11 protein-coding genes are annotated in these 24,174 nt (G+C 55.8%); 7 read left to right on the forward strand and 4 right to left on the reverse strand.

Going from position 1 to position 24,174, the window contains the following annotated elements; genetic code table 11:
- Nucleotides 1–2: 2 nt before the first annotated feature.
- The gene (locus tag IEN85_RS06325; RefSeq protein ID WP_191616241.1) at nucleotides 3–539 is read right to left on the reverse strand and encodes a L,D-transpeptidase; all 537 of its coding nucleotides are present in this window, start codon (nucleotides 537–539) and stop codon (nucleotides 3–5) included.
- A 7-nt stretch (nucleotides 540–546) separates the two neighbouring features.
- On the opposite strand from IEN85_RS06325, the gene IEN85_RS06330 reads away from it, so the two are divergent.
- From IEN85_RS06330 to IEN85_RS06355, 6 genes are all read left to right on the forward strand, one after another.
- A complete protein-coding gene (locus IEN85_RS06330; RefSeq protein ID WP_191616242.1) occupies nucleotides 547–1,551 on the forward strand; it encodes an aspartate-semialdehyde dehydrogenase in 1,005 nt (334 codons plus the stop codon).
- A gap of 272 nt (nucleotides 1,552–1,823) precedes the next feature.
- The gene (locus IEN85_RS06335; protein ID WP_191616243.1) at nucleotides 1,824–4,064 is read left to right on the forward strand and encodes a TonB family protein; all 2,241 of its coding nucleotides are present in this window, start codon (nucleotides 1,824–1,826) and stop codon (nucleotides 4,062–4,064) included.
- A 1,239-nt stretch (nucleotides 4,065–5,303) separates the two neighbouring features.
- Complete coding sequence (locus IEN85_RS06340) at nucleotides 5,304–8,657, forward strand: TonB-dependent receptor domain-containing protein (protein WP_191616244.1); 3,354 nt, start codon at nucleotides 5,304–5,306, stop codon at nucleotides 8,655–8,657.
- A 169-nt stretch (nucleotides 8,658–8,826) separates the two neighbouring features.
- The gene (locus IEN85_RS06345) at nucleotides 8,827–9,480 is read left to right on the forward strand and encodes a DUF3826 domain-containing protein (protein ID WP_191616245.1); all 654 of its coding nucleotides are present in this window, start codon (nucleotides 8,827–8,829) and stop codon (nucleotides 9,478–9,480) included.
- A gap of 36 nt (nucleotides 9,481–9,516) precedes the next feature.
- Nucleotides 9,517–11,154 (forward strand): polysaccharide lyase, encoded by a 1,638-nt coding sequence (locus IEN85_RS06350; protein ID WP_191616246.1) that lies wholly within the window; start codon nucleotides 9,517–9,519, stop codon nucleotides 11,152–11,154.
- Between the two features lie 240 nt (nucleotides 11,155–11,394).
- A complete protein-coding gene (locus IEN85_RS06355) occupies nucleotides 11,395–12,588 on the forward strand; it encodes an alpha/beta hydrolase family protein (protein WP_191616247.1) in 1,194 nt (397 codons plus the stop codon).
- Between the two features lie 158 nt (nucleotides 12,589–12,746).
- On the opposite strand, the gene IEN85_RS06360 is transcribed toward IEN85_RS06355, so the two are convergent.
- Genes IEN85_RS06360 through IEN85_RS06370 form a run of 3 tightly spaced genes read right to left on the reverse strand, consistent with a single transcriptional unit; the run spans nucleotide 12,747 to nucleotide 19,391 of the window.
- Nucleotides 12,747–13,337 (reverse strand): hypothetical protein, encoded by a 591-nt coding sequence (locus tag IEN85_RS06360; protein WP_191616248.1) that lies wholly within the window; start codon nucleotides 13,335–13,337, stop codon nucleotides 12,747–12,749.
- Between the two features lies 1 nt (nucleotide 13,338).
- The gene (locus IEN85_RS06365; RefSeq protein WP_191616249.1) at nucleotides 13,339–16,992 is read right to left on the reverse strand and encodes a sialate O-acetylesterase; all 3,654 of its coding nucleotides are present in this window, start codon (nucleotides 16,990–16,992) and stop codon (nucleotides 13,339–13,341) included.
- Complete coding sequence (locus IEN85_RS06370) at nucleotides 16,989–19,391, reverse strand: glycoside hydrolase family 2 TIM barrel-domain containing protein (RefSeq protein ID WP_191616250.1); 2,403 nt, start codon at nucleotides 19,389–19,391, stop codon at nucleotides 16,989–16,991. The genes IEN85_RS06365 and IEN85_RS06370 overlap by 4 nt, the downstream gene beginning before the upstream one ends.
- Before the next feature lie 307 nt (nucleotides 19,392–19,698).
- Between IEN85_RS06370 and IEN85_RS06375 the strand changes: the two genes are divergently transcribed.
- A complete protein-coding gene (locus IEN85_RS06375) occupies nucleotides 19,699–24,174 on the forward strand; it encodes a glycosyl hydrolase (RefSeq protein ID WP_191616251.1) in 4,476 nt (1,491 codons plus the stop codon).

Consider the following 24,174-nt stretch of genomic DNA (forward strand, 5'->3'; position numbering starts at 1 on the left):
TTTCAGCCGATGTAGACCAAATCCCCAGGCTCTACGGCGTCGAAAAGCTCGACCATCTCGCTGTTTCGTAGCTGCACGCAGCCTCCGCTGGCTGGACTGCCGATCTTGTCTTCGTGGTTGGTGCCGTGGATGTAGATGTAGCGGCGATAGGAGTCGCGGTTTCCCCCTTGGTTGTGCCCCGGCTCGAGCCCTTCCAGCCAAAGGATGCGGGTGGTGATGAGATTGGGCTCTTGCTCCTTGTCGGTGAGTTCCCAGTACTTTTTCCCGATGTCGACGCGGCCCTTGAAAACCGCGTCCAGCTCCGCTTCTTGACCGATCTTCTGGGCGATGCGATGCAGGCCGCTCGGCGTGCCGAAAGAGTTCTCGATGCAGGAGGGCGGATTTTTGGATGTGGAGACCTCGAAACGGCGCCTCAGTTGGCCGTCGACGTAGAGTTCGAGGGTCTGTCGCTCGATCGATACCAGCAGCAGGCGCGCTGTTTGCTTGATCTCGAGGGAGCGAAGCTTATGGGTGGTCGGCTGCAATAAGTCCGAGGACATAATAAAAATGGGTTACAAAGTAGGCATCGTTGGAGCAACCGGAGCGGTTGGCCAAGAGTTCATCAAGCTTCTAGGCGACAGAAAGTTTCCTCTGTCGGAACTGAAGCTGTTTGCTTCTGCTCGATCTGCAGGAAAGCAGGTCGAGGCGCTTGGGCAAACCATTACCATTGAGGAAGCCACTGAAACCTGTTTCGAAGGCTTGGATTTCGTGCTCTTCAGCGCGAGCGGAACGGTTTCCAAGGCCCTTTGTCCCGCAGCCGCCAAGGCAGGCGCGGTGGCGATCGACAACAGCTCGGCCTTCCGCATGGATCCGGACGTGCCGCTGGTGGTGCCCGAGATCAATGGCGAGGCGGCTAAGTCCCACAAGGGCATCATCGCCAACCCGAATTGCTCGACGGCGATTTCGCTGATGGGGGCTTACCCCTTGCACAAGGCTTTCGGCCTGAAGCGCATGGTGGCCTCCACTTACCAGGCGGTAAGCGGAACCGGAGCGGAGGCGATGCAGGAGCTCGAGGACCAGCTGAAGGCTTGGGCCAAGGGCGAACCGATCGAGCATAGCGTCTATCCTTACCAAATCGCTTTCAATGCCCTTCCGCACGTGGACGTGTTTCTGGAAGATGGCTACACCAAGGAGGAGATGAAGATGCTTAACGAAGGGCGTAAGATCATGTCTCTGCCGGACTTGAAGGTCTCCTGTACCTGCGTGCGGGTGCCGGTCATGCGCTCTCACTCAATTTCCATCAACGCCGAATTCGAGCGCCCGGTTTCCGTCGAGGCGGCCCGCGAAGCGATCGCTGCCTTCGAGGGAGTTGACGTGGTGGACGATCCTGCGAACAAGGTTTACCCGATGCCGCTCGACTACGCTGGCAAGGTGAACTGTGGAGTTGGGCGCATCCGTGTCGACAGCGCCTTGGACAACGGCCTCGCTTTCTGGGTGGTGGGCGACCAGCTTTGGAAGGGCGCTGCCTTGAATGCGATCCAGATCGCCGAGTACTTGGTCAAGTCGAAGTAACTGTATCGACTCGGTGAATACTTTAGAGGCAGCGGTTCGACCGCTGCCTTTTTTTCGTTTTGGATCAGGGGGCATTTCCCTTTCGCCTCCGATCGCTAGAGATGGAGGGAGGCTTCTCCGCTCGCGGTCCGTGCGCGGGTCGAGGATTAGCCTTGTATTTATGGCTTAGATATTCAGTAGGTTTACGGGGTATGTTTTGTAGTATCTACTTTAAAAAGGTCCCCTTCTTTGCCCTGTTGGGATGTTTATTCGCTTTCGAGGCTATCGGAGCGATGCCGATCAAGCTATTCCACTTCGTTAATCAGCGAGCCTACGAGGTGAACGCGACGGAGGACGGATTGCCGGTGTTGGATAAGGAGGTCGATGCATCTGCTATCGAGTTTGCAGGGACTCGCCACAATGCTTGGTGGTTTGAAGGGGAGTTGCCTTTGACGCGCGAGTTTGCTTCGGCGTTGGTTGACTATTCCTTGAAGCGTGTGCCCCAGCCTTATGGGCAAAGGGATGCTGAGCCCGAGTACGTATTGCAGGCTAGCTGGGAAATCGTGGTGCCGGTCTCGCCGCTGGGCAAAAAGATGGTTGGAGATTGGTTGTTGCTCGGATGGGTTCACGAGGGCCGCGTCCGTCTTGTGCAGCCTGTTAGATTGGGCAAGCAAGGGGTCGACCTTGCCAGCAACAGTAAATTCATTGTTCCAGGGGCCATGAAGGATGGCTTTGCGGCGCTTTGGCACGTGAGAGACGGTCAAGTGCTTGAGCGGGGAGCGCCTTGCAGTTGGGACTGGATCGTCGACGATAGCGGCGAGGATCCGGCAGGCAAGGAAGCTCTAGAAGTCGATAGCAAGGGCCGGAGTGAGATTTTCTACGCTGCAGCGAATGGACGAGCGGAACGCGTTCGTTCTCTTTTGGAGAGCAAGAAGAAGCTCGTAAAGGTTCCTGACGAGTACGATCAGCTTCCGGTTCGCTATGCCGCGTTGACGGGAAGAGCCGAGACTGCGGCGCGTTTTATGGAGTACAAGTCTCCGCTGGAAGATGGTTGGGGTTCGCTCAATTCCGTCGTGATGCTAGCCGCTACTCACGGGCATTTCGAAACGGTCAAAGCGTTGATGCCAGAGAAGCCGAAGGGGGCGACGGGGACCTGGCATTGCTCGTGGGCTGCGTCCGAGGCTCTCAATGAAAACTACGAGGACATCGTCAACTACTTGATGCCCTTCAAGCCCAAGATTGACTTCGGAGAGGCAGACGAGAAAAGGATCGCCTTGTCGAAGATAATGGAAGGGTATCCAGAACTTGGATTCAGCATCTTGGATCGTTTCGGGATAAATCCCAATTTCAAGGTCGATGGTTATACGGCGCTGCATTCAGTCGCTGGATACGCGGACGCATCGCTCTTGCAAAGGGTCTTCGACTTTGGGATCGACCCTCGCTCCAAGTCCGCCAATGGAGTAGAGGCTCTCGATTTCGCGCTGGGCAAGGGGAATGTAGATGCTATCTGCTGGTTTATTGACCGGCGAGACGGCGAGGTGGACGAAAAGTCTTTGGCGCGTTCGATCGCCCAAGCGATCCAGGCGGGTCGCTACGAGTCGATCGAGTGTTTGTTGGGGTACGGCTACGACGTGAACGCGGAATTGGCGGAGGGAGTGACTCCTTTGCTTTTTGCGATCTCGGAAAGGGAGTTCGAGATCGCGCGGCTCTTGGTGGATCACGGCGGGGTTTTGGATCTGTCGGGACGGCATGCCGCTGTCCTGCTCGCTCGGGTTGTGGAAGGCGACCAACTGGAGTTGCTTAAGATGTTGATGGATCGAGGGGCCCAATGGGACCAGCTGGTGTTTGGTGACTTGAGCATACGATCTGCGGCCGAAGCTTTAGGCTCGAAGCGTATTTTAGCTTTCCTGGACGAGAAGGGGATCGACGCCGGGCTCGGTGGGGCGGTGCGCCCGTCTGGGGAATTGGACGAGAAGCCGCAGCTTTTGACGCCGATATCGGTGGTGTATCCCGACGAGTTGAGGGCTCGTTACGGAAGCCGCACCGAGAGGGTGGAAATCATCATTTCAAAGCAAGGGCAACCCTTGTTTGTCCGGCCGGAGAACGAGGCCTTGCCGGAAGAATTGTTCGACGTGATTGAACCGGCGGTGGCTAAGCTTCGCTTCGCTCCGCTGACGGCGGGTGGGGAGCCAGTGACGGTGAGCTTGCCCACAAAGTTGCCGCTGAAGGCAGATTTCGAGTTGGAAAAGGTCTACGAGATGGGGGAGCTTGACGAAAAGCCCAGGGCGGTGCGGATGGCGACCCCTCTTTACCCTTATTCGATGCAGCAAAGCCGCACGAAGGGGGAGGTCGTCGTCTCGTTTGTCCTGATGCCTAACGGCACCGTGCGGGATGCCAAACCTATCAAGTCCACTCATTTGGCTTTCGAGGCTCCAGCTGTTCTCTGCGTGGTTAACTCGGGGTGGGAGCCGGCCCGTCGCAAAGGCAAGCCGGTTGCCTGTCGGGTGAGGATCCCGATTCAATTCTCGCCCTAAGAGAGGCGAAGCCTTCCGAGCGATGGAGAACGTTGAGCTTCCCAGTGAAGGGTTTTTGATTTGTATCACCATTTAGAATACAAGAAAGGCAGCGGAGAGCCCGCTGCCTTTTTTTGGGTTCATCACCATTTTTGCGGGGCTAGAGATTCTCTAGTGGGAAGTGCCCTTGTGGCACGATCGATCCTGCCCAATAGCGGCACAAGGCCGCTTCCCGCAGTTGGACCGAATGCGTAGCCAGCTATTCCACTGTCTTTGGTGATTAACCTTTTTTTTGGGGGGGGAGGGTGAGTCGCCTTGTTCAGCGGACACTCTGAAGCGGTTCTGAGCCAAGCGTATCGCGCATACGATTGAGGTGTCTTGTTCCATGCGATCAAGGCGGGCAGGCTGCAGCGTTCGTAGAGGTATCGCTCGTAGCCTAGGTGGCTATCCATCCCTCTAGAGATGTTCTCGGAGGTTCTTTCCAAATCGTGTTGGAGCGCTCCAGCGAGGCCATGATTTGATTCAGCTGGCCTATTGGAAGTCGACTTTCAACAGGCTACGTTTGCCGTCGCAGGGCAAAGTGGGCCCGGTAAAAACACATTCTTCTTATTTCAGGATAGCCATCTTGCAAACACGAGTTGGGAAGCTGGGAAGCGCTTTACCCCTCTTTTCTTCTCTAAGTTGCAGTCCATCAAGGAAAAGGGGATGGGTAGTCTCACTTGCGGGAACGGTTTCAATGGGCGGTTCTCTGCTGATTTGCTCGGTTTTTTATGAAATAAGATGAAAGAGTGCGTTTTTGTTGAAAAAGTATGCAATCGCGATTCGATCATGTTTAATTCCCTTTGATGGCTTTGTAAGTGTTTAAATAGCAGTAAGAAAGAATGATCTTACGTTGGGAGTTACTGAGCTTAGACCTCCCGTGAATCTTGTTTCAAGCTGTCGTTCTAGTGAAGGAGCAAGCCCCTGTAGCTCCAAATTTAGATATTGACAGGTAATTTCATCTGATGCAATTATTTCACTCGTTATTTCAAATGAAATAAAACCCACCCTGCGGCGAGCAATACCCTAATCGTTATTCCGCTCCGCCTTTTCTTCGAACTCCATAACCCTAAAATACCTACAAACTCCATGTTTCTACTAAAAACATTGGCCTCTTGTGCGTCCCCACGTAGGAGCCGCGCTACTGCCTATTCCGGAGAATGCGACGCTGGTCGCGATTCCGGCGCTCAAGCTCGCCCCTCCAACGGGCAGGCTTTTTCAATGAAAGGGATAGGACGCATTTTCCTTTGCCTGTTCGCCTTGGCGGCTTTCGTCGCCGCTCCCGCTGATTTGTTTGCCCAAGACGGGCGCGGCGAGGTCGAGGGGCGTGTAAAGAATGTCAAGACGGGCGCCTTCCTTAGCTCTGCCCGCGTTAAGGTTGAAGGAACGGCGATCGAGACGCTGACGGACAATGATGGTTTCTACCATCTCCGCAATGTGCCGGAAGGGGACGTGAATATCGTCGTGGATTACACGGGCACAAAGTCTCGTATCTACAAGATCTCGGTATCCGAAGGACAGATCGTGGAGTTGAATCCTCGCCTGATCCCATGGTCTAAGAACCTCGACTATTCGGAGATCGACGACGAAGACGTTTTCGAGCTCGCTCCTTTCGAAGTGGAGGCGAGCAAGGAATTCGATGCTCGCATGTTGGCTTCCAACGAGGAGCGTTTCTCCACCAACCTAAAGAACGTTGTCTCAACTGACGCTTTCGGCGCGGTTCCTCAAGGTAACGTGGGTGAGTTCGTCAAGTTCATGCCAGGCGTGCAGGTGAACTACGGTGGCGGTTCCTATGGAAACGGCGCTGACGCGACTTCCATCTCGATCCGTGGTTTCGGTGCCGATCAGACTTCCGTAACCATCGATGGCGTCGAAATCGCTGGCGCTACACCCGGTAGCATGACTCGCGCGGTTGGCTTGGACATGATGTCTATCAACAACGCTTCTCGTGTGGAGCTCGTAAAGGTTCCGACTCCTGACATGCCGTCCGACGCGATTGGCGGTCAGATCAACCTCGTGAGCAAGTCTGCTTTCGAGTACGCAAAGCCACGTCTTTCTTGGAGCGCCTACTTTAACGTAAACTCAGAGAATCTCAGCTCCGACTTCATGTTCGGAAAGACTCCAGGTCCGGGCGAGGGCGAAACTTGGAAGATGAAGCCTAGCTACAGCTTCTCCTACGCTTTGCCGGTCAACGAAAAGTTCGGCCTCACTTTGAACGCGGCGGTTTCCAACCAGTTCGACGAGAACCACAACCTTAAGCTGAAGTGGAAGGACGACTTCCGCAGAACGAACGAAGACACTGGGCTGAAGAACGACGTTCGCAATCCCTACCTCGAGCAGGTTTCTATCACAGACGACCCGCGTTCCTCCGAGCGCAAGTCCTACAGCGCTAAGTTCGACTACGCTCCGACGGATGCTCACTCGTTCACCTTCAACGTGCAGACCTCCACCTTCTCCAGCGTTCAGGGAGCGCGTCGCTTCCAAATCGACGCTCGCAACCCAGATGCATGGGGCGACGACTACACGATCGGCACCGGTGGCCAACTAGCCCAGGAAGGGTTTATGTTGGACCGCGATGGCGATACGCTTTCCTCTTACCTGAAGTACAAGTTCGACCAAGGTCCTTGGGAGGTGAGTGCAGTGGCCTCTCACTCCAAGTCTGAAGGCGAACTCGTCAGCGGCCGCAACGGACACTTCACTGGCCTCGAGGTCAAGGGTGGCAATCTTGGATACATCGAGTTTCACGATATCGCTAACGGAGTCCCGGGTACCATTATCGCTATGGACAAACAGGGGAATGCTTACGATTGGGGCGACATCAATAATTTCGAAATCGATCCCGACGAGCAAAGTGATGGCGGTACGGACTTGACGGTCCTTGCCGGTGAAGCGAAGACCACGAGTATCCGCGAATCCTATAAGGTCGATATTCGCCGCGAACTCGACTTCATCCCGAGCGACGCGATGCAGCTTGCCTTCAAGACTGGTTTCCATCGCCGTGTGTTCGACGAATCTAAGTCCGGAAAGGGTACTAACTACAAGTACCGCTACATCGGGCCTTCCGACGCTTTCAATCCGGAGCTTTACTACGATGATTCCTACTCTGGACAGAATCTGGGTTACGGTGTCAGTGGTGTTGCATGGGTTGACCCGTACAAGCTATGGACATTCTTCGAAGACAATCCCGACTACTGGAGCGACACCCAGGACGTAGCAAACGGCAAGACGATTGCTGCCAACAACTACGAAGAGGGTATCAAGAACATCAAGGGCTTGAGGGAAACCGATGACTCTTTCTACGCCATGCTCGAAGGTAAGTTCTTCTCGGGAAAGCTCAACATCGTAACCGGTGTTCGTGACAGTAAGAAGAAGCGCGAAGGCTATGAGCCGTATCGCGATACCAACTACGGTTTCGTTAAGAACGAGCTGGGGCAATTCATCACTTATCAGGATTCCGAAGGCTCTACGCAACGTATCGACATGCGCAATCCAGACCTCTGGGAGTCCTATCAGGCAGGCAACGAGCCAGAGATCGAAGCGGCTCTCGCTTCCTCCGGTCAGACTTGGGACGAGCTCGTTGTTCGCAATACGCTTAGCCAAGCGACTCGCGAGTGGAAGACCTACTACACCGACGGTGAAGTCGACCAAGCTCCAACCTACAGCTGGAACATGGCTTACGATATCAACCACAAGTGGAAGGCTCGCTTCGCTTGGTCCAAGACTTCGGCCAGCCCCGACTTCGAAGACACCTTGAATGGTAATCGCGTAGAAATCCACGACAACGTCGAGGATCCGGGCGGCAAGATCAAGATCGGTAACCCAAGCCTCGAGCCATGGACATCCAACAACTACGACTTCTCCGTCTCGTACTACAACGAGCGCGGAGGTAAGCTGACGCTTACTTACTACGAGAAGCACGTTGAGAACTTCTACAAGAACATCAGCGAAGGGGTAACGCCTGAGCTCATCGCGCAACTCAGTTTGCCAGACTTCGACGACATCGAGTTCTGGACGGTTGAAACCCGCGTCAATGGCGAGGGCACCGCAAAGACCTCTGGCTACGAAATCGACTTCAACCAGGACCTGAGCATTTTGGGTGACTGGGGTCGCAATGTCAGCTGGTACGCCAGCTACGGCACTAAGAGCACGACGCAGGAAGACACTGACTCGTTGGTTCAAACTCCAGATGACTCAGCTGCCAGCGGTGTCGCGGTACGTATTGGAAAGTTCAGCGCCAACGTAAAGGGCACTTACCGTTCGGAAACGATCCGCAAGAACAACTCCGGTCGTCTCTGGCACGCAAACCCAGACCGCAGCGACAGCGAAACGATCCAGTACTACACCTTCACGCCTTCAGAAGAGCGTATCGATGTTAACCTGAACTACCAAATCAACGACAAGTACGGCATCTTCTTCAACGCCGCGAACATCACTGACACAGGTTCGGAAAACATACGTATCTCTGACGAGTCCGAGCGCATCGGAGCGGAAGGGATGTGGCCAGCCTACGCGATGCTTCAAGAAAAGCGCGTACATGGCTTCAACATGACTTTCGGAGTCAACGGCCGCTTCTAGGTCGTATAGCGAACTCGGCTAACATTTCGGAGGCCCAGCACTGGCTGTGCTGGGCCTCTTTTTTCTTTCGAAGATCAAGATGAGCCCTTGGCCGACTGATGGCTCATCTTGCTTTTTAACCCTCGGAGAGTCTGGGGGACGAAACGTATCCCCTTTCGCCAGTATCAAAATGAAGAATACCATTTTAAAGAAACTATCTCTCTTGGCTTTCGTCGCGACGGGCCTGCTTTCGTTACCAGCAAGCCTGTCGGGAAAGGGCGACCCTAGCTCGTATGGAGAAGATGTTGCCTATTGGGACACCGTCTTGAAGCGCGGTGAGAAGATCGTATCCAAAATATCGATAGAGGACGCTGCCAAGGCGGTGCGCGTATCTGAGATCGTCGCTAGGCAATACGTCGATCTTCGCGCGATTCATGATGGCCGTGACGCAGCGATCGAGGCAGGCGGCTCCGCAAAAGAGATTCGCCAAAAGGCCCGGCTGGAGGTTTTCGAATTACATTACGCTTTCCTGGCCAAACTATCCGCTGAGCTCGACCAGTCGCAAGTGGAGCAGGTGAAGGACGGGATGACCTATGGTGTGGTTCCCAACACCTATCGCCGTTACATGATGTTGTTGCCCGACTTGGAGGAAGAACACCAGCGTTGGATCTACACGGCATTGGTGGAGGCGCGCGAGCACGCTATGGACGAGGGATCCTCCGAGGAAAAGCATCGTCGCTTCGGCAAGTATAAGGGGCGAATCAATAACTACCTTTCCGCTCTGGGGATTAACATGAAGGAAGCGGAGAGAGCCTTGGCGGAGCGCGAGAAGGCCGCCCGCTGAGGGGAAGCTCAGCTGAACTGAAATTGGGTTCCAGTTATGTCAGAGCGTGGACTTTTGAACGCAATTCGATCGGCAGTATTGTCGAGTTTGCTCGTGCCTGCTTTGTATGCCGGGTATCCAAAGATCAGCGACGAGGTTAAGGCAGAGTCGGAACGTCGGCATGCTATCATGCAGGCGAATTCGGACGCGGCCTGGGAAAAGGCTTTGCCAGCGATCTTGGAATGGGAGGAAAGAGGGAAGCCGTATTTGCCCGGGGCCTCTCATCCTGACGATCTGCCGCAAGCGGATATCCCCGCTTTTCCGGGGGCTCAAGGGGGAGGCATGTACTCGTTTGGGGGACGCGGGGGGAAGGTCTTTGTCGTCACCAATTTAAACGATCGCGGACCGGGAAGCTTTCGGGAGGCCTGCGAGGCAGGCGGACCGCGAATCGTGGTCTTCAATGTGGCGGGAATTATCCGACTGAAGGAGCGATTGGTGATTCGAGCGCCTTACATAACGATCGCAGGAAATACGGCGCCGGGAGATGGCGTTTGCATCGCGGGCGATACGGTGGAGCTCGAAACGCACGATGTTGTGGTGCGTCATATGCGTTTTCGTCGTGGAGAAACGTGGGTAGGGGATCGAAACGATTCCTTTGGTGGAAACCCGATTGGAAATATCATGATCGACCATGTATCCGCGAGTTGGGGACTGGACGAGAACATGTCCATGTATCGACACATGTATACTCCTGAGGATGGGGGGGAGCGACTTAAGCTTCCGACGGTGAACATCACGATTCAAAATTCGATCTTCAGTGAAGCCCTCGATACTTACGACCATGCATTTGGCAGCACGATAGGTGGGTACAACAGCACGTTTCACCACAATCTATGGGCCTGCAACACGGGACGGAATCCGAGCGTCGGCATGATCTATGATTTTACTTTCGCCAACAACGTGATTTTCAACTGGCGTCATCGTACGACGGATGGAGGCGATCATCGTAGCTACTACACGCTGGTGAACAACTACTATAAGCCCGGGCCCGTAACTCCTTTGGACGACCCGATTAGCTACCGTATCCTAAAACCGGATGCGCGCCGCAGCAAATTTCCCATTCAGGACTTTGGTCGGGCGTACGTAACTGGGAACATTGTGGAAGGCAATGCCCGCGTGACCGCTGACAACTGGGACGGTGGCGTGCAAGTTGACAAAAGGGACGGTTTCGATCCTGACAAAATTCTTTCGAAGGTACGAATCAACAAGCCTTACCCTCACGCCTACCTCGAGTTGACTACAGCGGAGCAGGCTTACGAGGATGTGCTGGCGAATTCGGGTGCGACCTTGCCGCGTCGGGATGCTGTTGACGAGAGGGTAGTCGCTATGGTCCGAAGCGGCGAAGTGGGATACAAAGCGGGAAAGGGGATTCTCACGAGCATCGATCAAGTGGGAGCTTACCCGGATTACGAGGGAGAGCCCTACGAGGATTCGGACGGGGATGGAATGCCGAATTCTTGGGAAAAGGCGCACGGGCTCGATCCGCATGATGCGTTGGACGCATCGAGTGACTTGAACGGTGACGGCTACACGAACATCGAAGACTTTATCAACGGACTCGATCCCTCGGCGCCGGCAAGACAGTGGGAGTCGCCTCGAACTTATGTCGATCTCTTTTGGAATGTGACGGACTAGTGGCGTGTCATGCGTCAAACGTAGCGCCGAGCTTCAGCCGGCGACCGCAAGGCAGGATCTACTCTCTGCGGCCGCTGGCTGAAGCTCAGCGCTACGACGCAGGCGAAATTCGATCCGTGACAGGACACTATAACAAATTAGTTAATTTTTTTGGGGGGCGCGTTTCGCATTTGATGGTTTAACGATAGGGTAGTCGTACATCGCGAAACGCGCTTTTCGGTTTTTTAGGAAGCAAAAGGAATGAAGTTGGTTGGGATTATGTTGATCGGGGCGCTGGGGCTGGCCCCAGGTTGCTTGGAGGCGGAGCGCTTATGGGAAAGCTCGCTCTTCGACGGCGCGGCAGCGCTGAGGGTCGAAGTAGAGGGAGAGTCGGCTGCGGAGCAAACGGCGATTGTGCTGGCTAATCTGCCGGGAGGGAGGTCCTCCGGCTCGCGTTCGAGTCGCTCGCGTGAGCGACTGCTTGAGGATGGGTTCCGAATTGTTCGCATTGATTACGAAAGGCGCGAGGAGGCGGTCTATCCTGCTATTTGCCAGGACATCGCGAAGCTGCGCTCCGATCTGCTTAAGGGCTCTTTTCTGTCAGAGTTGAATCTTAACCAAGCTCGTATTTTCGTGCTGCCGGAAGGTTACGCGGTCGCGTCAAGCGTGCCGTATTTCGAGGCGGAAGAGCGAACGCTGTATTTGGATATTGCTTACCCTTTGGAATTGGTGGAAGGAGCGAAGGTTCCAGCTCTGCTTGAGTTTTCCTGCGATAATCGAGATCGGAAGGGAAACTACTCCTTGGTTGCCTGTCGTGACACCTTGTTGGAGGGGATGGCTTTTGCGGGCTACGCGACGGCGATGGCGGATCATCCGGTCGCAGCTCCCTACAAGGGCTTGGACCCGATGCCGGATTGCGGATACAAGGTGAAGGCCGCAGTGCGTACGCTAAGGGCTACCGGCAATGGCTTAGGTCTCTCGGGCGAGCTCGGGGTGCTCGGGTTTTCCAGGGGCAGCGGCATGGCCCTGTTGCTGGCGGCCTCGCAGAATTCGGGAGAATTTGAAGGAGTGGGACCCAATCGGGAAGTGGATAGCTCTGTGCAGGCAGCGGTCGTTTTGTCGGGGCGCTTTTCCTATCTGGACCTTTTGGATGATGATCACATGTTGCCTCGCTACGAGCGGGCCTGGGGCAAGCGCGAAGATTTCGAGAGCGTTTGGCGGAAGCAGGGAGCTCTCGATTATTTGGATAGGCCAACCATTCCTTTGTTTCTCAGCATCAATTCGGGCGAGGGTCCCGATGCCCAGCATCAGATGAAGCTTTTACGGGCACGCTTAAGTCAACTGGGAAGCGAGTTTACGTATCTAGAAGATGGTGACGGAAAAGGGCATAAGGTGCCAATCGACGGAGCCTTGCTTGAGGCGATGGGGACTTACCTCAAAGGACGTCTGCAGTAGGGATCCGCTAGCTAGAAACTGAAGATGAGGTGCGTTACAAGTGACGGCCCTGTGGTTAAGCACTGCTTCTTTGGGCAATGAAAAAGAGGAAGCCACTCTGACTTCCTCTTGGATGTTTAGATCTCAGGAACTGCGCTAGCTGCGCGGCTTGCTCGTGATTACTTGGTCTGAGAGTCCAGTTTGTTAAGGAAACCGTGTATCAAGCTGCCTTTTATCTTGATGTCAGTTTCGCCGATTTTGTTGAAAACCTTTAGCTCCATGCCGGTATATTCGTACTTTTTCAACTGGGCGAGGGAGATTTGAACAGTCGACATCTGGGTGATGGCATCCTGGCCCGGGTTGGGATTTGGGGGTGCTATTTCGACATAGAGGGGAAGGCCGTCTACGGTTGCCTTCGAGTAGTCCATCGTAGCGCTGTCGTACTCGGTGAAGGAGAGATGGGTTTTTGTGACGATGATCTGAGTTACCAGCACCTTCTTGTCGCGAACTGCGGCGCGAAGGTAGTAGCGTTGCGTTTCGCGAATGGGGTCCTCCTCGATGGGAGATTCGACTAGGATCAGGTCGTTTGCTTTGTCCTTGGTGATGCGGGTCTCGAATCCGTAGGACCTAGCTTCGCGCTTGTGCATCTTGAACTCTTTGGGCGTCAATCCGTGCAGGTCTGTGTCTTTGGCTGAAAGTTCGAGATTCGTAGCAGGAATCAGACATGCTGTTGCAACGAAAATGCTAAGGATTTTGGATATGTTTTTCATATTATCTTCGGGTTATTTGATTTAGATAAATTTCTAAGTTGGTGTAGCCACTTCCTTGAGGTTCGAGAAAGTGTCCGTCTGGTTCGTTGGGGTTGAGGCCGTTTGCGACTTCCCAATGGTCCGGCATTCCGTCAAGATCCGTATCCCAGTTTTGGGGACGATGGATTTCAGGATAGTCCTCCCAACCGCCGACGTCCGCTTGGGAATCGGGCAAGCCCGGTTCTCCGCTACTGCTGCCGCGGAAGGTGAAGCTGCCAGTTCGGGTTTCGGCTATGATGCGTTGGTCGTGCTGGTCGAGTTGGGGAAGGTTGCAACCGACGTCCGAAAGCACGTTTTCGTAGGCTTCCGCCGCGGATTGCGTTTCGACGAAGGAAGGGAAGAAGGGCTCCTTGGAAAGGTAGTTTCGCTGTGGTTCGTTTTCCTTGGTGACGATGCCCTTGCGGTTTTTGTGGGCCTTGACCCTGCCTTCCATTACGTTGCCGTCGACGTAGTAATCTTGTGGTCCAAAGGCGGCGACGAGGTCGCGTTGCGGCTTTAGGAGGTGAAATACTTTGGAGGCAGGGCCGGGCTTGTAGTAGTTATTTACATACTGCACTTGCTTGGCGCCGCCGTCGGTGGTGCGGCCGCCCCAGTTGTATACCACGTTATTGCGGATGTCTAGGCGACCGGCATGGCGGCTTGCTTGGTCTAGGGCTCCGGCGAGGCTCCAATTCCTGCCTTCGTTGTGGGCGAGGAGGTTGTGGTGGAAACTGCCGATATCGCCCCCGATGCTGGCGGCGAAGCCATGCTTCTTTCCGTCTCCGTACTTCTTGTGGCCCGCTATGTTGAGGGCCTCGGAGATGAGCGTACGTTGCAAGGTTATGTTGCGAGCTCCGCGTGAGCTAAAGGCCTCGTCCTGGGTCCAGCTGATCGAGCAATGGTCGATGATGCAATGGTCGCTGCTGGCCATGCCCATTCCGTCCATGGTTTTTCCGGAAAGATCGCCTGGTCGAACGCGTAGGTAGCGCAGCACGACGTCGTTAACTCCCAGGAGGCCCAAGTTGTAGTTGGAGATGCAGATACCTTTTCCGGGGGCGGTTTGTCCGGCGATTGTGAGGAAGGGGTTTCGGATGGTGAGCTTGCTTTTGAGCTCGATGCGGCCGGAAACGTCGAAGACCACTGTGCGCGGACCCTCTGCTTCGATCGCCGCTCGGAGGCTTCCTTCTCCGCTGTCGTTGAGGTTGGTTACGTGGTAGACCGCTCCGCCGCGACCGCCTCGCGCGAAGCGTCCGTAACCCTCTGCCCCGGGAAAAGCCAGTTGTCGTGGGGAGAAGGTCCATACCTCGCCGCGAGTGAGGGTGCCGTCGGCCCCGATGGTATCTACCCGCCAGGCGTAGTGTTGGAGGCTGTTCGCTCCTGCAAGATCGACTTCGAAGTGGCTTTGGGCCGTGGATCCTTGATAGGCTCGTGAGCTACGGCCAGCTCGATTGACGAGCTTGAAGCTCTCTTTAGCGTCGTTCGATTGGTGGAGATAAACGAGATGCTTTTGGGCGTCGGAAGCAGCTCGCCAACGCAAGGTGAGCCGTTTATCATCCAAATTTGCGTGGAGGTCGCCATTGGATGGATACGGAGCGCTGGCTTGTAGGGCTGGATTGGGAGCGTCGATGGCGATTCCATTGATGATGGCGCCATTTTTCGTTTCCTTGCCTGGCTTGAAGGTGAGGGTGACAGCTTCATCCTTCGTGACGTCGAATTCGTAGTAGAAGCTTGTTGCCTGCAAGTCGTCTTCGACTCGTCGGCTTGGCGTCACCGTACCTGCGAAATCTTGTCCGACCATGACCTGCAATTCCCCGTAGTCAGAGCTGCCCGGACTGTTGTGGTAGGTTACGATAGAGTGTCTGCCCTCAGGGAGTCCATCCAAGCTTAGGTTTATGCCTGCCCCTCTCTGGGACGCGATTCCGTCGGTCGCAAGCTTGGCTCCGCTTGCAAGCCCCGCTTTGTTCCAATCGCCTTGCAGGGGTGTTCCATTTGTTGAGGCAAGGCGGAGGGTAAGGGCTTCGAGGGCGATCTCAGCCTCGCTGGTTTCTCCTATGTTCCACTCCTCCCAGGTCTCTTTCTGATTGTCGTTGCGGCCGTTGTCTGGGCTAAGGTCCAAACGCTTGGAATTGAAAAAGGGAGGTGTGAGGGTCGCCAATGTTTTCTTGTCGGTACGAAACGGATACAATGGAAGCTCGGGAGCCTTAGCTTTAGGTGGAGATGCCTTTTCGTCCCAAGCGTAGCGAGCATACTGAGGCTCTTCTATCCCGGGGGCTCTGAGCTCGAGCATTCCATTGTTCCAGTGGGGGGAAGCGGGGTGGTAGTTGCCTTCGCCTCCGGCGATTTCAAAAGCCCCAAGGGCGTCCGTTGCTATGGCGCTGCCTAGGTCAAAGGCGCCGGAAAAGCGAAGAAGCAGGGAGCTGTTATCGCCTTTCTCGATGGACTGGAGTCGAGGAAGTTCGAATGAGGAGTCGGCATGCTGGTAGGTTTCGTGGAGGGCGAGTTGAGCGAAGCGTAGGCCGACGTCGCGCTTGTTGGTCGGGTGGATGTCGCGAAGGTTGTCTACCAGATCAACAGTCGGAACGATCTCTGCCCGTTGCACCTTGTCTGCGACGGCGAGTTGGGCCTCCCAAAAAAGGGGGAGAGCGTCGAGGGTGAGCGTTTTGTGCCCTATCCATTCTGAGTAGGTGAAGGGAGCAATCTGGGCGAAGTAGAATGGAGCTGCGGGCTGGGACCAGCGCATTCTCCAAGCCTCGATGAGATGGCTGAGCTTGGCGGTATAGATCTGGGAGTCGCCGTGCATGAGGTTGGACTCTCCCTGATACCAGAGAAATCCCCGCAGCGTGAAGGGGGCGAGAGGTTCGATCATGCTTTGGTAGAGCTCGGTCGCTTGTACGCCTTTGACCCAGGAAAAGTAAGGCTCTCTCATCAGCGGCTCCAACTGAGGGTCGGCTTGGAAGGCTTCTTCGGGCATCCATGCCTCGATCATGGTTCCGCCAAAAGCTGTGTGTATCATACCGACGGGTACGTCGAGCTTGGCGTTTAACTCCTTGCCAAAGTGAAATCCAGCGGCCGAAAATCGCATGGCGTCCACCGTCTCGCCGGTACAGACGACCCACTGCTTTACAAGGGATGCGTCCTCGATCTTGAGGTTGTTGGGCATGCGGAAGAGGCGTAGGGCGGGGATATCAGCCTCTTCGAGAACTTCAGGGTAGCCTTGCGATACTTGTTGTCCTCGGATTTCGCCGAGGGGCTTGTCCATGTTGGACTGTCCAGAGAGGAGCCAGACTTCTCCCACGAGCACGTCCTCGAATGTGAGGGTATTCTCGCCGCTGACCGTGAGGGTGCGGGGGGTAAAGCTGGCTTTCTGGGCTGGGAGCTCCAGTGACCAGTTTCCGGTGTCGCTGGCTTTGACGTAGGCCTCTTGGCCTGCGAAGCGAACGGTAACTTTTTCTCCCGGATCGGCAGTGCCCCAGACGGCGATCGGCTTTTCGCGCTGCAGCACCATGTGGTCTGAGAAAATGTCAGGGCAGGATACCTCCGCTTGGGCGAGCGGAGAGCCAAGGGCGAGGGCCAGAGTCAAAGATCCGAGAATGGCCCGGCGTGCTTTGCGGAATGGACTTTTCTCGCGTTGGCTCATTTGAGTTTGAGAACTCCGGCTTTGGTTTTGGCCGCGTTGACGGTGAGAGTTGCATCGCCTTCGCCGGTGACCTCGATCACCACCAGGGCGCGTCCTTGGTAGGTCGTGAGCGGAGATGCGTCGTAGGGCCGTTCGTGGTCGAGCTGGCCTGTCCCGGCTGCGAGGATGCGCGCGGGACCTTCGACGGAAAAGCTGAGTTCGCGAGGGTCGCTAGGATTGGGAACGCCTTTGCTGTCGACGAGTTGAACTTGCACGAAGCGCAAGTCGCGTCCCTTCCCGTCGCCAGCGGGTGATTCCTCTTGTAGTTGAATTTTGCTGACGTACCCCGCTGTTTTTATTGTGAAACGTTCCTGCTCGACTCCGTTTTCGAGGCCGACAGCTACGAGTTCGCCTTTTTTGTAGGGAACTTCGAATACGGCTTTGAAGGCTTGGGCTTCGCCGGTCTTTTCTTCGCCGACTTGCTTTCCGTTGAGCAGGAGGCGAACGCTGGGATAACGAGAGTAGACTTCTACAGTAAGGGGGGCGCCGCGTTTGGTATCCGGCCAGGTCCAAGAGGGCAGCATGGGAGCGGTAGCCCAGTTGTGCTTGTTCCAGCTAGAGCCTTCGGGGTTGGGTTCGAGAACCGCCGCGTAGAGCATTTCACCGCGATCCCATACAATGTTGCGGTAGTGGGAAACGGGCTTGCGCCAGCCGATGAGGTCGATGTCGCCGCAGGCCGCTCCGTGCCAAGGGTAGTGGCTGCCTTCCCAGTGAGCCCGAGCTTCTTCGTCAGGAGGAAAAATGCGGCCGATGCCGGCTTCGCCGAGGTAGTCGATGGCCGACCAGACGAAGTCGCCGATAACGTAGATGTTTTCGGTGGCGATTTTCCAAGTTTTGAAAGCGTCGTCCAGGTAGCTTTCTGAGGAATAGATAATGCGTTTAGGCAGGCGCTGGTGGTCGGCGGCATGGCGGTCGATCTCGTAATTGTATCCCACTACGTCCAAGTGGGAGAACAATTCGTCCAGCTTAGGCCAGTCCTCCTTTTTGCCGAGTCCGTTGATGCCGGCGGTGACCGGACGGAAGGTATCTAGTTCCTTTATACGTTTCGCCATATCGGCTGCGATCTGTATGCCGCTTGCCTTGCCGCGCTCGTAGACCTCGTTGCCGATGCTCCACATGACGATGCTGGGATGGTGACGATCGCGACGGATCATGGCCTCGAGGTCGCTGGCCCAGTTTTCGTCGAAGATCTCGTTGTAGTCGTGCTTGAGCTTCTTGGCTTTCCAGCCGTCGAAGGCTTCGGCGACCACGATCAGGCCATATTGGTCGCAAGCGTCGAGGAAGGCGGAGGAGGGAGGATTATGGGCCGTGCGCACGGCGTTGAAGCCGGCTTCCTTAAGAAGGCGGGCTTTACGGAATTCCGCTTCGCGAAAGGCGGCGCCACCGAGGATGCCAGTGTCGTGGTGGACATTGCCGCCGAAAAGTTCGATGGGCTCGCCGTTGAGGAGAAAGCCTTCGTTTGCTCGGAAGCGGAGGCTGCGAATGCCGAAGGTGGTTTCCTGGCGGTCGGTGAGGCGGCCTCCGACGAAGCTGCGGGTGACGAGGCGATAGAGCTCAGGCGTATCCGGATGCCAAGGACGTGGATGAGGAACTGCAAGCTTGGGGGTGATGGTCACTGTTTCGCCAGGCGCAGCTAGGCCTGATTCGGCGTAGGTCGCGACGGGTAAGCCGTCGGGATCGATGATACTTAAGTCGATAGTGATTTCGGCTGCTTTCTTAGATTCGTTGCGTGCGGCGGCCGATAGGGCGACCGTGCCGAGGCTTTTGTCTTCGGAGAGAAACCAGGTGGAGATGGCAATGTCGCGCGGGTCCACGTGAATCGGGTCGACCACTCTGAGGGCTGCGGGGCGAAAGATGCCGGAGCCGGTGTACCAGCGGGAGTTTGGCTGGGCGGAGTTGTCGACCGAAATTTCGATGAGGTTGCGGGTGCCGAGGTGGGTTTCCGCTGTGATGTCGACGGTGAAAGGAGTGTAGCCGTTGGGAATGGTGACTTTCTCCACGCCGTTGATCGATACGGTGGCGTTTCGGTAGATGCCTTCGAAATCGAGGAAGACTTTTTGCTCGAGCCAACGCAGGGGAGCCTCGAACTCGTAGCGGTATTGGCCGCGTCCGGTCTCGAAAAAGCCGCCTCCTCCTGCGCTCGCTTTTTCCGCGGATCGGGGCAGCGAGATGCTCCAGTCATGGGGCAATTGCACGGATTGCCATTCCTGGCCGGAATCTTCATGGCGAAATTGCCAATTTCCGTCGAGCTCCCACGTTTCGTGGGCGCTCGCGCTGAGGCTCAAGCCGGAGGCGGCGAGAGCGGAAGCGGCGAATCGCTTCAGTGACTGGAGCGGGGTGAGCTTAGGGAAGTCGAGCATCACAGGGTGCGAGTGCGAGGGATGAAAATTAGGGTTTTGCAGAGATGAAACAAAAAATATTTCACAGAGATCCGCCCACTGCGGTGTAGGAGCAAGAGGCAGGGTCTCTCTGTGACTAGTAGGGATTCAGTTTGACACAAGGTTTTTATGAAACATAACGAAATATCACACTATTTCATTTGAAATAAAATAACTAGTAACCCCTGTAACTCCCTTGATTTTTTCGCGTCTCCAACGGTGTTTCCGTGTCCCTTTGCGATTCTCTGCCAACCATCTCTGGCAGGTGAACCTGCTGAGCCGATTGCTTGTGTTCACTCTGATCTTGATTCCCGCCAAGGGGATCGCGGCAGCTGCAGACGTGGCCTCGTTGGAAGACCGATTTCAGCATCCGCCGGAGGAGGCGAAGCCCTGGGTGATCTGGTACTGGTTTCGCGAGGCGGCTTCGAAGGAAGGGATCACGGCCGATCTGGAGGCGATGGCCGAGGTGGGGCTCGGCGGCGCTTACCTCATGCCGGTCTACGAAGCGAAGGAGGACCCTTGGTGGACGCCGCCGGTCAAGACGCTCTCCGAGGAGTATTGGGAACTGGTACGGCACTCGGTGGCGGAGGCGGAGCGGCTGGGCTTGAAGCTCGGCTTTCATGTGGGCGCGGGATTTTCCCTTGCGGGCGGACCGTGGATCACTCCGCAGCTTTCCATGCAACGGGTGGTTTGGACCGAGCAAAGGATAGAGGGCGGACGGGCGCTATCCTTGCAGCTCCCCCAGCCCGAGGCGGTTGAAGACTATTATCGAGACATTGCGGTCTTCGCCGTGCGGGAAGCCGATGTCGCGGGGCGACGGGTTGAGGAGAGCGAGGTAAGGGTGACGAGTTCCTTGGACGCTTCCGACTTGTCGCATTTGTCCTCGGGCGAGAACAACGAAGGTTTCCGCATGTACGAGCCGGGGTGGATACTTTTTGAATACGAGGATCCGGTCACCGTAAGGTCTGTGCGGATACGGCCGCTTGGGAAATCTTATCAGGCGCTACGTCTGCGCATGGAAGCGAGCGACGACGGCGAGACTTTTAGGCTAGTGAAGCAATTCCTTGCTCCTCGCCACGGTTGGCAGGATGGTGGGTTCGGCGCGACTTATTCCATTCCCGAAACCACGGCCAAAGTGTTCCGTTTTGTCTACGATCCCGAGGGAAGCGAGCCGGGAGCGGAGGATCTAGATTGGGCGAAATGGAAACCATCGCTGAAAGTGAAGAGCATTGAGCTCTCGAGCGCGGAACGCGTGAACCAGTTCGAAGGCAAGTCTGCCGCTGTGTGGCGCGTCGCTGATTGGACCGAAAAAACCGAGGTGACGCCGGAGCAATCGGTCAGGAAAGAGGATGTATTGAATATCTCTGGCAAGATGGATGCGGACGGAACGCTTCGCTGGGATGCCCCTGAGGGTAAATGGACGATTTACCGTATGGGCCATACCAGTACGGGAGCCACCAACTACAATGGCGCGGCAGGGAAGGGACTTGAAGCGGACAAGCTCAATCCGGCCGCCATCGCCCTACAGTTCGACTCTTGGTTTGGCGAAACGCGTCGCCAGGTGGGGGCGGAGTTGTTTGACGAAGTGGTAGAGATTTTGCACTCGGACAGTTGGGAGGCGGAGAGCCAAAACTGGACAGCAGGCTTCGAGACGGTTTTCGAGGAACGTCGCGGCTACGACCCTTTGCCCTATTTGCCAGCTATGGCGGGTGTGGTGGTCGAGAGTGCGGCGCGTTCGGAGCAGTTTCTCTACGATCTGCGCAAGACTATTGCGGAACGGGTTAACGAAGCCTATTTCGAGACGCTGAGCAAACTGGCTCATGAGGGTGGCTATCAATTCACCTCCGAATCGGTATCGCCTACCATGGTATCCGATAACTTGAGACACCACGGAACAGTGGACTTACCAATGGGCGAGTTCTGGCTGCGCAGCCCGACGCACGACAAGCCAATGGACATGCGCGATGCCGTTTCGGGCGGTCGCATCTACGGCAAGCAGATCATTCAAGCTGAAGCCTTTACCCAACTGCGTATCGCGTGGGACGAAGCTCCTTGGAATATCAAGGCCCTTGGCGACTTGCACTACGCCTTGGGCGTAAACAAGTTCGTCTTTCACGTTTTCATGCAAACGCCATGGGTCGACCGCGAGCCTGGCGTCTCGCTCGGCGGTGTGGGCCTGTTCTATCAGCGAGGGCAAACTTGGTGGAAACAAAGCGAGGATTGGGTCGACTACTTGGCTCGTTCGCAGGCCCTTTTGCAAGCCGGCAAGCCAGTGGTGGATGTCGCGGTTTTCGCGGGCGAGGAACTTCCCTCGCGAGCGGTGCAACCGGGAGACTTGGTGAATGTGTTACCGGGAATCTTGGGTGAGTCTGCGGTTAAGCGCGAACGCGAGCGGTTGGACAACTCCGGCTTGCCCCTGCGCGAAGCGCCCAAGGGTGTGAAGGCGAGCGCCAATATTCCTGAACTTTCGCAGTGGATAGATCCACTGAATGGATACGATTACGATTCGTTGAATTTGGATGTTTTGTTAAAGCATGCTCGCGTGGAGAACGGACGCCTGCTGCTCGATGGCGGAGCCAGTTATGGGGTGCTTGTGATTCCTGGGAAAAGACCGTTGAATCCGACAGGTGGCACGCACATGTCGACGGCCCTGTGCGAGAAGCTTCTGGAATTCGCGAAGGCTGGTTTGCCGATTGTCATGGAAGAAGCTCCAGTCTTTTCTCTCAGCGCGAGCGACAATCAGCGGGGACTTTTCGAGGCGATCCTGCGTATTATGGATCAGTCCGGATTTCATTTGGGAAAATGGACCGAATCCAGTTTTACTTCTATTGGAGTAGATCCAGATATCCAGTTTTACGATACACAAGGGAGCTCAGTGGGAGAAGTTGCCTGGACCCACCGGACTGGTGAGGAAAACGGCCATGCTTGGGACCTGTACTTTGTTTCAAACCAAATGGCGGAGTTGCGTGACTTGCGCGTTTCTTTGCGAGCGACGGGTCGAGCGGTGGAAGTTTGGAATGCGGTGGATGGCAGCCGCGTAGAGGCACGAAACGTGACTGAGTTTGCGGGGCGGACGGACCTTGATCTGCGGTTACACGCGAACCAGTCGCTCTTCTTGGTGCTCAAGGATCGCTTCGAGGGTTCAGAGGACTTCGTGGCGGCGGTGGTCGATACCGTGCCTCATCAACGTTTGGACGGACCCTGGGAGGTCGATTTCCCCGGACGTTCGGAGTCGGTCATCTACAAGCGATATCTCGAAAGCTGGACTCAGCACAAGGATGACGCCGTTAAGCACTTTTCGGGGACGGCAGTTTACTCGCGTCGCTTCGAGTACGAACCGGCAGTGGCCCAAGAGCGAGTTTGGCTGGACCTCGGCGCGGTAGCGGATATCGCAACGGTTCACTTAAATGGCGAACGGTTGGGCACCGTTTGGACCGCTCCTTGGCAGTTGGAGGTGAGTGATCACTTGCTGGCAGGAGAAAACGAAGTCCGTATCGAGGTGACGAATACATGGGGCAACGCTTTGATGGCGGACCACGCACGAGCCGAGGATGCGAAGCAGCTTTGGACCAATGCTCCTTACCGACTGGAAGGAGATTCCCTGCGCCCAGCGGGCTTGTTGGGACCGGTTTTGCTGCGATGCGAGGTTCCACACCGGGCGGCCGACCAACCGCCGCTGGCGTTTCCGGAAGACCTGATGCGCGAGCCTGCCGCCATTTCCCCTGCGGAAATGCAAGCGGTGTACGAAGAAGTGAAAACGCCCTACAAATACGGCGTCGTGCTCAAGGGTGGCGAAGGCGAACTGCTCGATTGTCCCAACGTATTTCGTCACGGCGACAAGTGGTACATGATGTTCGTGGGCAATACCGACGGGGTTGGCTACGAGACCTTTTTAGCCGAGAGCGACGACTTGTTGAATTGGAAGCGGCTGGATACAATTTTGCCCTTCGCCGAAAGCGGTTGGGACAAGTGGCAAGGCGACGGTGGCGTGTCCTTGATGGACCATGAATGGGGTGGTAGCTTGGAACTGCAAACCTACGAAGGTAAGTATTGGATGTCCTACATCGGCGGATCGATGCAAGGCTACGAGACGGACCCTCTATCGGCCGGATTGGCATGGACAGAGGCTCCGCACAGGCCAGAGGCATGGACACGCTATTCTGGAAATCCCATCCTGACTCCAAACCATGAATACGGGCGTCCTTTCGAGGCGAAGACCGTTTACAAGTCGCATATCGTTTGGGACAAGACGGAACAGCTCGGCTGGCCCTTCGTCATGTACTACAACGGCAAGGAGGAAGGCGGCGGCGGGGTCGAGGCGATCGGCATGGCCGTGTCGCGTGACATGAAAACTTGGCGTCGCTACGGAGATAAGAACGTGGTCTACAACATCGGCAAGGCGCCGTGGGCGATTAGCGGAGATCCGCAGATCGTGAAGATAGGAGACTTGTGGGTAATGTTTTACTTCGGCGCCTTCTGGAAGCCGGACGCCTTTGATACCTTTGCGGTTTCCCGTGACATGGTCAACTGGACGAAATGGGACGGCCCGCACCTGATCGAGCCCAGCGAACCTTTTGACAAGCAATTCGCCCACAAGCCTTGGGTGATCAAGCACGACGGTGTCGTGTATCACTTCTACTGCGCGGTCGGCGAAGAAGGCCGGGTCATCGCATTGGCGACATCGAAGGATTTGAAGGGTAGGAGCGAGCTTGCTCGCGAATCACAAGAGGAAACATCGCGACACAAGGTCGCTTCCCACAAATGA

The sequence above is a fragment of the Pelagicoccus enzymogenes genome (genome assembly GCF_014803405.1).
Taxonomy (GTDB): domain Bacteria; phylum Verrucomicrobiota; class Verrucomicrobiia; order Opitutales; family Opitutaceae; genus Pelagicoccus; species Pelagicoccus enzymogenes.

What these genes read in the sequence shown, in the direction of transcription:
- IEN85_RS06345 (WP_191616245.1), top strand. Translation starts at nt 8,827, where the DNA reads ATGAAGAATACCATTTTAAAGAAACTATCTCTCTTGGCTTTCGTCGCG.
- IEN85_RS06335 (WP_191616243.1), top strand. Translation starts at nt 1,824, where the DNA reads ATGCCGATCAAGCTATTCCACTTCGTTAATCAGCGAGCCTACGAGGTG.
- IEN85_RS06350 (WP_191616246.1), top strand. Translation starts at nt 9,517, where the DNA reads ATGTCAGAGCGTGGACTTTTGAACGCAATTCGATCGGCAGTATTGTCG.
- IEN85_RS06370 (WP_191616250.1), bottom strand. Translation starts at nt 19,391, where the DNA reads ATGCTCGACTTCCCTAAGCTCACCCCGCTCCAGTCACTGAAGCGATTC.
- IEN85_RS06330 (WP_191616242.1), top strand. Translation starts at nt 547, where the DNA reads ATGGGTTACAAAGTAGGCATCGTTGGAGCAACCGGAGCGGTTGGCCAA.
- IEN85_RS06325 (WP_191616241.1), bottom strand. Translation starts at nt 539, where the DNA reads ATGTCCTCGGACTTATTGCAGCCGACCACCCATAAGCTTCGCTCCCTC.
- IEN85_RS06355 (WP_191616247.1), top strand. Translation starts at nt 11,395, where the DNA reads ATGAAGTTGGTTGGGATTATGTTGATCGGGGCGCTGGGGCTGGCCCCA.
- IEN85_RS06360 (WP_191616248.1), bottom strand. Translation starts at nt 13,337, where the DNA reads ATGAAAAACATATCCAAAATCCTTAGCATTTTCGTTGCAACAGCATGT.
- IEN85_RS06340 (WP_191616244.1), top strand. Translation starts at nt 5,304, where the DNA reads ATGAAAGGGATAGGACGCATTTTCCTTTGCCTGTTCGCCTTGGCGGCT.
- IEN85_RS06365 (WP_191616249.1), bottom strand. Translation starts at nt 16,992, where the DNA reads ATGAGCCAACGCGAGAAAAGTCCATTCCGCAAAGCACGCCGGGCCATT.